The organism is Pseudomonas sp. GYB4201 (genome assembly GCF_056312595.1).
In genome coordinates this window covers 116064-123019 of record NZ_JBWGIG010000018.1, presented here as the reverse complement: position 1 = coordinate 123019, position 6956 = coordinate 116064, and the positions used below count along the sequence as shown (strand labels likewise).

Genomic DNA, 6956 nt, shown 5'->3' with positions numbered 1-6956 from the left:
CCGCTGCTACCCCCGTAGCAGCGGCCGCAGGCCGCGTCCGGGCCCCAAGAAGAGGCCAACAACGCCCGAAGCTTTGCCCATTTCGCGTGCTGCCAGACAACCTTCCATTCCTCGCAGGAGCTTCGAAAATGGTCAACCGTCTACCCGGCATTTCCCTCCTTGCATTAACCCTCTTCTCCACCCTGGCCAACGCCGCCGATACTGCGCCGCCAACCCTGAACCTGGGCAGCAGCGCCTGGATGATCACCGCCGCGGTGCTGGTGCTGTTCATGTGCCTGCCGGGCCTGGCGTTGTTCTACGGCGGCCTGGTGCGGGCAAAAAACATGCTCTCGCTGTTCACCCAGTGCTTCGGCATCGCCGGCGTGGTCGGCGTGTTATGGGTGATCTACGGCTACAGCATGGTGGTCGACACCACCAACATGATTGACGGCCAAGTCACCTTCAACAGCTTCGTCGGCGGCCTGAGCCGGGTGTTCCTGGCCGGCATGAACGCCGACAGCATCGTCGGCGACATTCCCGAAGGCGTGTTCGTGACCTTCCAGATGACCTTCGCCATCATCACGCCGGCGTTGATCGCCGGCGCCTTCGCCGAGCGCATGAAGTTCTCGGCGGCGCTGATCTTCATGGCCGTGTGGTTCACCCTGGTCTACGCGCCCATCGCCCACATGGTGTGGGGCGGGGCAGGGGCCTTGATGCACAACTGGGGCACCCTGGACTACGCCGGCGGCACCGCCGTGCACATCAACGCCGGCGTCGCGGCGCTGGCGGCGTGCATCCTGCTGGGCAAGCGCAAGGGCTACCCGCACACGCCGATGCCGGCGCACAACCTGAGCTTCACCATGGTCGGCGCGGCCATGCTGTGGGTGGGCTGGTTCGGCTTCAACATCGGTTCGGGCGGTGGCCTCAGCGGCATCTCCGGCATCGTCATGATCAACACCCAACTGGGCGCCTGCGCCGGCATCATCGGCTGGATGTTCACCGAATGGTTCAAGGCCGGCCGCCCCAGCGCCCTGGGCCTGGCCAGCGGTGCGTTGGCGGGCCTGGTGGGTATCACGCCGGCGTGCGCCTACGTGGGCACCGGCGGCGCCTTGGCCATCGGCCTGCTGTGCGGGGTGATCTGCTACCTGGGCGCCACCAGCCTGAAACGTCGCTTCGGCTACGACGACAGCCTCGACGTGTTCGGCCTGCACGGCATCGGCGGTATCGTCGGCGCGCTGCTCACCGGCGTGTTCTGCGTACCGTCACTGGGCGGCTACGTGCCCAACGTCACCATCGCCGGGCAACTGTGGGCGCAGTTCAAGGGCGTTAGCTTCACCTTCGTGTATTGCTTCGCGGTGAGCTGGATCATCTTGAAGGTGATCAAGGCGGTGATTGGCTTGCGGGCGGATGAGGCTACCGAGGAGTTGGGGCTGGACTTGGGTGAGCATAACGAGAGTGCTTACAACCACTGATCCTGCCAGGTGGTGACTAGGACGCGGCCTTCGGCCGCTGCTACAGGGCGGGTAGCAGCGGCCGAAGGCCGCTTGGGTGGATCTGGCCGGGGGCCGGGGGCGGTTGCCGCTGGGGGGGCCCCGGGCCCCCCCCCCCGCGTCAGGGGGCGGTCAATTGTCGCCGAATGGACCGGCTGCCACGAACGCGCCGCCCTGGTACACCATGGTCGGGTCATCGGCCGGCGGCATCGGCTGCGCTTCCACCTTGGCGCGGAACGGCTCGCTGCTGTCCTTGGGCTGGTAGCCCAGGTGCGCGGCATAGCGGTTGTCCCACCAGTTGGGGGTGTTGTCGGAGGCGCCGTACACCACGGTGTGGCCGATGTCGGCGGTGTACAGGCCGCGGGCGATCAGCTGGGTCAGGTCGTCGAAGCTCAGCCAGGTGCTGAGCATGCGGCGGTTCTGCGGTTCGGCGAACGAGGAGCCGATGCGGATGGTCAGGGTCTCGATGCCGTAGCGGTCGAAATAGAAGCTGGCCATGTCCTCGCCGTAGCATTTGCTCAGGCCGTAGTAGCTGTCCGGGCGGCGGGCGCTATGGGCGTCCAGCACCTCGGTCTGCTTGTGGAAGCCGATGACGTGGTTGGAGCTGGCGAAAATCACCCGCTTCACCCCATGGCGGCGCGCTGCTTCATAAATATGAAACACCCCGCAGATATTGGCGCCCAGGATCTCTTCGAACGGGCGCTCTACCGACACGCCACCAAAATGCACGATGGCATCCACGCCTTCCACCAGGTGGTGCACCGCCTGTTTGTCGGAAAGGTCGCACAGCTGGAATTCTTCCGTCTTGTCATCCACGGCGCCGATGCTGGCGATGTCGGACAGGCGCAGGGTGCGGCAGAAAGGCTTCAGGCGTTGGCGCAGTTCCTTGCCCAGGCCGCCAGCGGCACCGGTCAGCAGCAGGCGGTTGAGGGGTTTGCTTGGGGTGGTCATGGGCGGCTCTGGCCTCTTGTAAATTATTGTTGGTTGGATGTCATCGTACAACTTGCGACGAATTATTGGGAGCGCAGCCTGTCGCTGTCAATCGACGATGCGCGGAAACGGCATTGACACCTATTCGCCAGTATCGCTATAAGGTGGTTATACGACAACGTATGACTAAATGTGTCGATAGCGCGACTCCCTTCCGTGGATAACGCTCACCTAACAAAAATACAATCAAGGTGATGTGATGAAGATTAAAGGCATCCGTTGGTGGATGGTGGCCCTGGTCATGGGCGGCCTGATCGTCAACTACCTGGCCCGTAACACCCTGTCGGTCGCAGCGCCCACGATGATGAGCGAACTGACCATCTCCACCGAGCAGTATTCCCACATCGTCGTCGCCTGGCAGATCTGCTACGCGCTGATGCAACCCATTGCCGGTTACATCCTCGATGCCATCGGCACCAAGATGGGCTTCGCGGTGTTTGCCCTCGCCTGGTCGCTGGCCTGCGCCGGCGCCGCCCTGGCAACCGGCTGGCAGAGCCTGGCGTTCCTGCGCGGCCTGCTGGGCCTGACCGAAGCCGCCGGCCTGCCGGCCGGCGTCAAGGCCACCACCGAGTGGTTTCCGGCCAAGGAGCGCTCGGTGGCCATTGGCTGGTTCAACATCGGCTCCTCGGTGGGCGCGCTGCTGGCACCGCCGCTGGTGGTCTGGGCCATCCTGCACAGCGGCTGGCAGCTGGCGTTCCTGATCGTCGGCGCCGCCGGTATCGTCTGGAGCGTGGGTTGGCTGTTCCTCTACAAGCACCCGCGTGACCAGAAACGCCTCAGCGACGAGGAACGCGAGTACATCCTCAGCGGCCAGGAAGCGCACTTCAAGGAAGAACCCAAGCAGCGCGGCAGCTGGAAAAAGATCGTCGCCAGTCGCAACTTCTACGCCATCGCCTCGGCGCGCATCCTTTCCGAGCCGGCCTGGCAGACCTTCAACGCCTGGATCCCGCTGTACCTGATGACCGAACGGCACATGAACATCAAGGAAATCGCCATGTTCGCCTGGCTGCCGTTCCTGGCCGCTGACCTGGGCTGCGTGCTGGGTGGCTACCTGAGCCCGATCTTCCACCGCTACTGCAAGGTCTCGCTGTTCACCTCGCGCAAAATGGTCATGCTGTTCGGCTGCTCATGCATGATCGGTCCGGCCTGCATCGGCCTGGTCGACAGCCCCTACATGGCCATCGCCCTGCTGTGCGTAGGCGGCTTCGCCCACCAGACCCTGTCGGGTGCGCTGTACGCCATCACCTCCGACTCCTTCGGCAAGAACGAAGTGGCCACCGCCACCGGTGCCGGCGGCATGTTCGGCTTCCTTGGTGCTGCGGCGTTCACCGCTGTGTTTGGTGTGCTGGTCACCCAGGTTGGCTACAGCCCGTTGTTCGTGGTGCTGGCGATCTTCGACATCGTCGCGGCGATCATCGTGTGGACAGTGGCGCGGGAAGTGGTGCGGATCAAGCCGGAGGCGGATGTAAGCGCCACCCTTGGCTCTGGAGTCATTGCAGGGTCTTGATCAGGACACATATTGCGACAATAGGCCGGCCCTTGCGGCTGGCCATTCATAGGCCTTCGGTCCGTTGCGCCTCGTAGGCGCCTTGACCTCTAGAGAGCAGAAGCGTAACCTTTTGGTCTAGAGAACACTGGTGCGCCGGCCAAGCTTCAAGTTATCCGGGCGAGTGTTTTCTTGCTTCATCCAGGCCGTTTGTAGCGGCCTTTATTTTGCCTGGCGTTTGGGTTTGAACTTATCGCCCTTCGGGATGATCGAGTACAGCTCTGCTCTGGGCTTGCGCGTCATCAGCTCAAAGACAGCCTCGTCTAACACCTCATTTCCGTAGCCATCTGCACGCAAATGGGTACTCTTTATCGCCGTCATTTTGACCGACTCAACGACTCGAGCACTGGCCGCCAATGCAAATTTTATTTGAGTGATTACGTCCTCGATCGTATAGCCATCGCGCGCTACCCGACTGTCGTAAGCGTGTTTGCCTAAAAAGATAATTTCCGGATTCTCCAGCAGGGGCAACCCTGCAGCCGCTTTCTGGCTGTTGATAGTTACCTGCTGAACTTCAGTCAAAACGCCGATAGCTACTGCTCGCACACGATTACCTTGGGCAACCTGATTCAGGTTTGCCCGGATGAGCGTTTCGGCGTTGGCGTAGAGCGGCATTTGCGGCCTTGTCGCGGCAGGTGGCCCAGCGGAGACGTTACCTTAGCGGCAGGCGGATAGATTCCAGAGCAAATAATCGTAAGCAGATTTTATCGACGCTCAATGCCGGGCACGGTCGAAGTAGCCGCTGCCGCATGCTGCGCTGGCCTTTGTAAACGCTGGAAATCTCCAGTGGGCCCTTTGGCCAGCGCAGCCTGGCGGCAGCGGCTACGGGTTACAGCGGTGCAGTGACTTGCGCCGCAGGTCCAAGCCGCCGCATCAGGCCGTAATAGGCCACCGCAGGCACCACCAGCCCCACAACCCACGCCAGGTCAACGCCATCCAGTGCCGTGGCAACCGGACCCACGTAGAGCGTGGTGTTCATGAACGGTACTTCCAGCGCAATGGCGGCAATGAAGCTGGCGCAGGCTATCAGGTTGACGCGCCCGTAGATGCCATCCATGTCGAAGATATCCGCCAGTTGGTACACGCCTTTGCGCAGGCAGTAGTAGTCCACCAGGTTGATGGCGGTCCAGGGGATCAGGAAGTAGCTCATGAAAAAGATGAAGTTGAGGAAATATCCGATGAAGTCGCCTTGGCCCAGGGTGCACAGGCCGGTAGCCAACAGGCTGATCAGCAACATGAACACGCCCCGTACCTGCGGGGTCACGCGCAGGCGCGAGAAGGGTTCGATGACAGTGACCGTGGACATGAATGCGCCATACAGGTTGAACACATTGATCGACACCTGCCCGTAGACGATGAAGGCGAACAACAGCACCGTCGCGCCGCCGAACAGGCCCACCACGCCCCCACCGACGTTATCGGCAAAGCCCGTAACGGCCACGCCAAGCACGGCGCCCAACACCATCATCCACACGCCACCGAGCACGGTGCCGACGTAGCTGAACCAGAATACCCGGGCCATGGGCGTGGCGGTGGGCAGGTAGCGCGAGTAGTCGGCGACGTAGGGCGCGTAGGACAGCTGCCAGGTGACGGCAATGCTCACGGCTACCAGGAACTTCGACAGCATGAAGCCCTGCGGCAGCCATTGCCCGGCGTCTACCGGCAGGCTCAGGGCAAGCGCCGTGGCGGCGGCGAACACCAGCACCGATAAAATCGACAACAGCTTCTGCAGGCGGTGAATCAGCCTGTAGCCGAACAACGCCACCACGAAGCACAGCGCGCCAATCAGCCAGATGTTCCTGGCGTTGCCCAAGGGGCTGACTGCGGCCAAGGCCTGGGCGGCCAGCAGGGTATTGCTGACGAAAAAACCCAGGTAGATCAGCATCACGAACAACAGCGGCAGCACCGCGCCGATGACACCGAACTGCGCGCGGCTCTGGATCATTTGCGGAATGCCCAGGCGCGGGCCCTGGGCCGAGTGGGAGGCCATGAAAACGGCCCCCAGCAGCGAGCCCAGCACAATCGCCAGGGTGCTCCAGAACAGGTTCAGGCCCAAGGCCACCGGCAGCACGCCGGCGGCGATGGTGGTGATGTTCATGTTGGCGCCGAACCAGATGTAGAACAGCGAGCCTGGCTTGCCGTAACGCTCGCTTTCGGGGATGAAGTCGATGCTGCGTTTTTCGACTTTCATGAGCGTACCCCCTGGGCTTGCAGGTTAAGTTGCAGGCGGGCAATGGCGTGGGGCAGCTGCGCCGGCTCATGGGCCATCTGGTCGGGGGCAGTCGGCTGGAAATGGTTGAACGGCAAGCCCTGCAGGGCCTTAAGCAGTTCTCTCGTGTTAATCAGCGCCAGCGAATACACCCAATTGCACATCATCAACAGCGCGCTGTAATGCGCGGCGGGAGTGGTACTGGTGCAGGCGTCGGCCACCAGCTGGATGCGGTAGCCCAAGGCGAAGGCGTCGAACACCGTGGTCAGCACGCACACATCGGTGAGCACGCCGCTGATGATCAGGGTATCGATACCGGACGCGCTCAGGTGCGCGTGCAGGTCGGTACGGTGGAAAGCGCTGTACCGTGGTTTGTCGATGACCCGTTCATTGGGGCGGGGCATAAGCTGGGCCAGGATGTGCACGTTATCGCTGCCGGCCCGGTAACTGGCGGCGCGGCCATCGGCGGCTAGTGGTTCTCCGGGCGGCAGGTCGTCGCCATTGATGTGGCGGGTGTAGATGACCGGCACCTGATGTTCACGGGCGGCGGCCAGCAAGGCCTGGTTGTGAGCAATGACGGCCTGGCAGTCGTGCAGGGCGAAACTGTCTTCACGTTGCATGTCGATGATCAAAAGCGCGTTGTTATTGTTCATGGGCAAACCTGATCGTTGAGCGCGCGGCAGGGCCGCGTCGCATCGACAACAAAGGGCAGCGCCGGGGGAAGCCGGTGCTCGTTTCGTGT

General features: G+C 62.5%; 6 protein-coding genes. 2 read left to right on the top strand and 4 right to left on the bottom strand.

Annotated elements, in window-relative coordinates; genetic code table 11:
* The first annotated feature begins 128 nt into the window (after positions 1 to 128).
* Positions 129 to 1451 (top strand): ammonium transporter, encoded by a 1323-nt coding sequence (locus AC0Z2B_RS18470; protein WP_476298553.1) that lies wholly within the window; start codon positions 129 to 131, stop codon positions 1449 to 1451.
* A gap of 150 nt (positions 1452 to 1601) precedes the next feature.
* Here AC0Z2B_RS18470 and AC0Z2B_RS18465 read toward each other — a convergent pair whose 3' ends face one another.
* On the bottom strand, positions 1602 to 2420 hold the full coding sequence (locus tag AC0Z2B_RS18465) for an NAD-dependent epimerase/dehydratase family protein (protein WP_476298551.1): 819 nt from the start codon (positions 2418 to 2420) through the stop codon (positions 1602 to 1604).
* 238 nt (positions 2421 to 2658) lie between these two features.
* On the opposite strand from AC0Z2B_RS18465, the gene AC0Z2B_RS18460 reads away from it, so the two are divergent.
* On the top strand, positions 2659 to 3966 hold the full coding sequence (locus AC0Z2B_RS18460; RefSeq protein WP_476298549.1) for an MFS transporter: 1308 nt from the start codon (positions 2659 to 2661) through the stop codon (positions 3964 to 3966).
* A gap of 201 nt (positions 3967 to 4167) precedes the next feature.
* Here AC0Z2B_RS18460 and AC0Z2B_RS18455 read toward each other — a convergent pair whose 3' ends face one another.
* From AC0Z2B_RS18455 to AC0Z2B_RS18445, 3 genes are all read right to left on the bottom strand, one after another.
* Positions 4168 to 4620 carry a hypothetical protein gene (locus AC0Z2B_RS18455; protein ID WP_476298547.1) on the bottom strand — a complete coding sequence of 151 codons (453 nt, stop codon included), beginning with the start codon at positions 4618 to 4620 and terminating at the stop codon, positions 4168 to 4170.
* A 214-nt stretch (positions 4621 to 4834) separates the two neighbouring features.
* Positions 4835 to 6196, bottom strand: a complete 1362-nt coding sequence (locus tag AC0Z2B_RS18450) for a purine-cytosine permease family protein (protein ID WP_476298545.1) — start codon at positions 6194 to 6196, stop codon at positions 4835 to 4837.
* On the bottom strand, positions 6193 to 6867 hold the full coding sequence (locus AC0Z2B_RS18445) for a cysteine hydrolase family protein (RefSeq protein ID WP_476298543.1): 675 nt from the start codon (positions 6865 to 6867) through the stop codon (positions 6193 to 6195). Before AC0Z2B_RS18445 ends, AC0Z2B_RS18450 begins: the two co-directional genes overlap by 4 nt.
* Positions 6868 to 6956 lie beyond the last annotated feature (89 nt).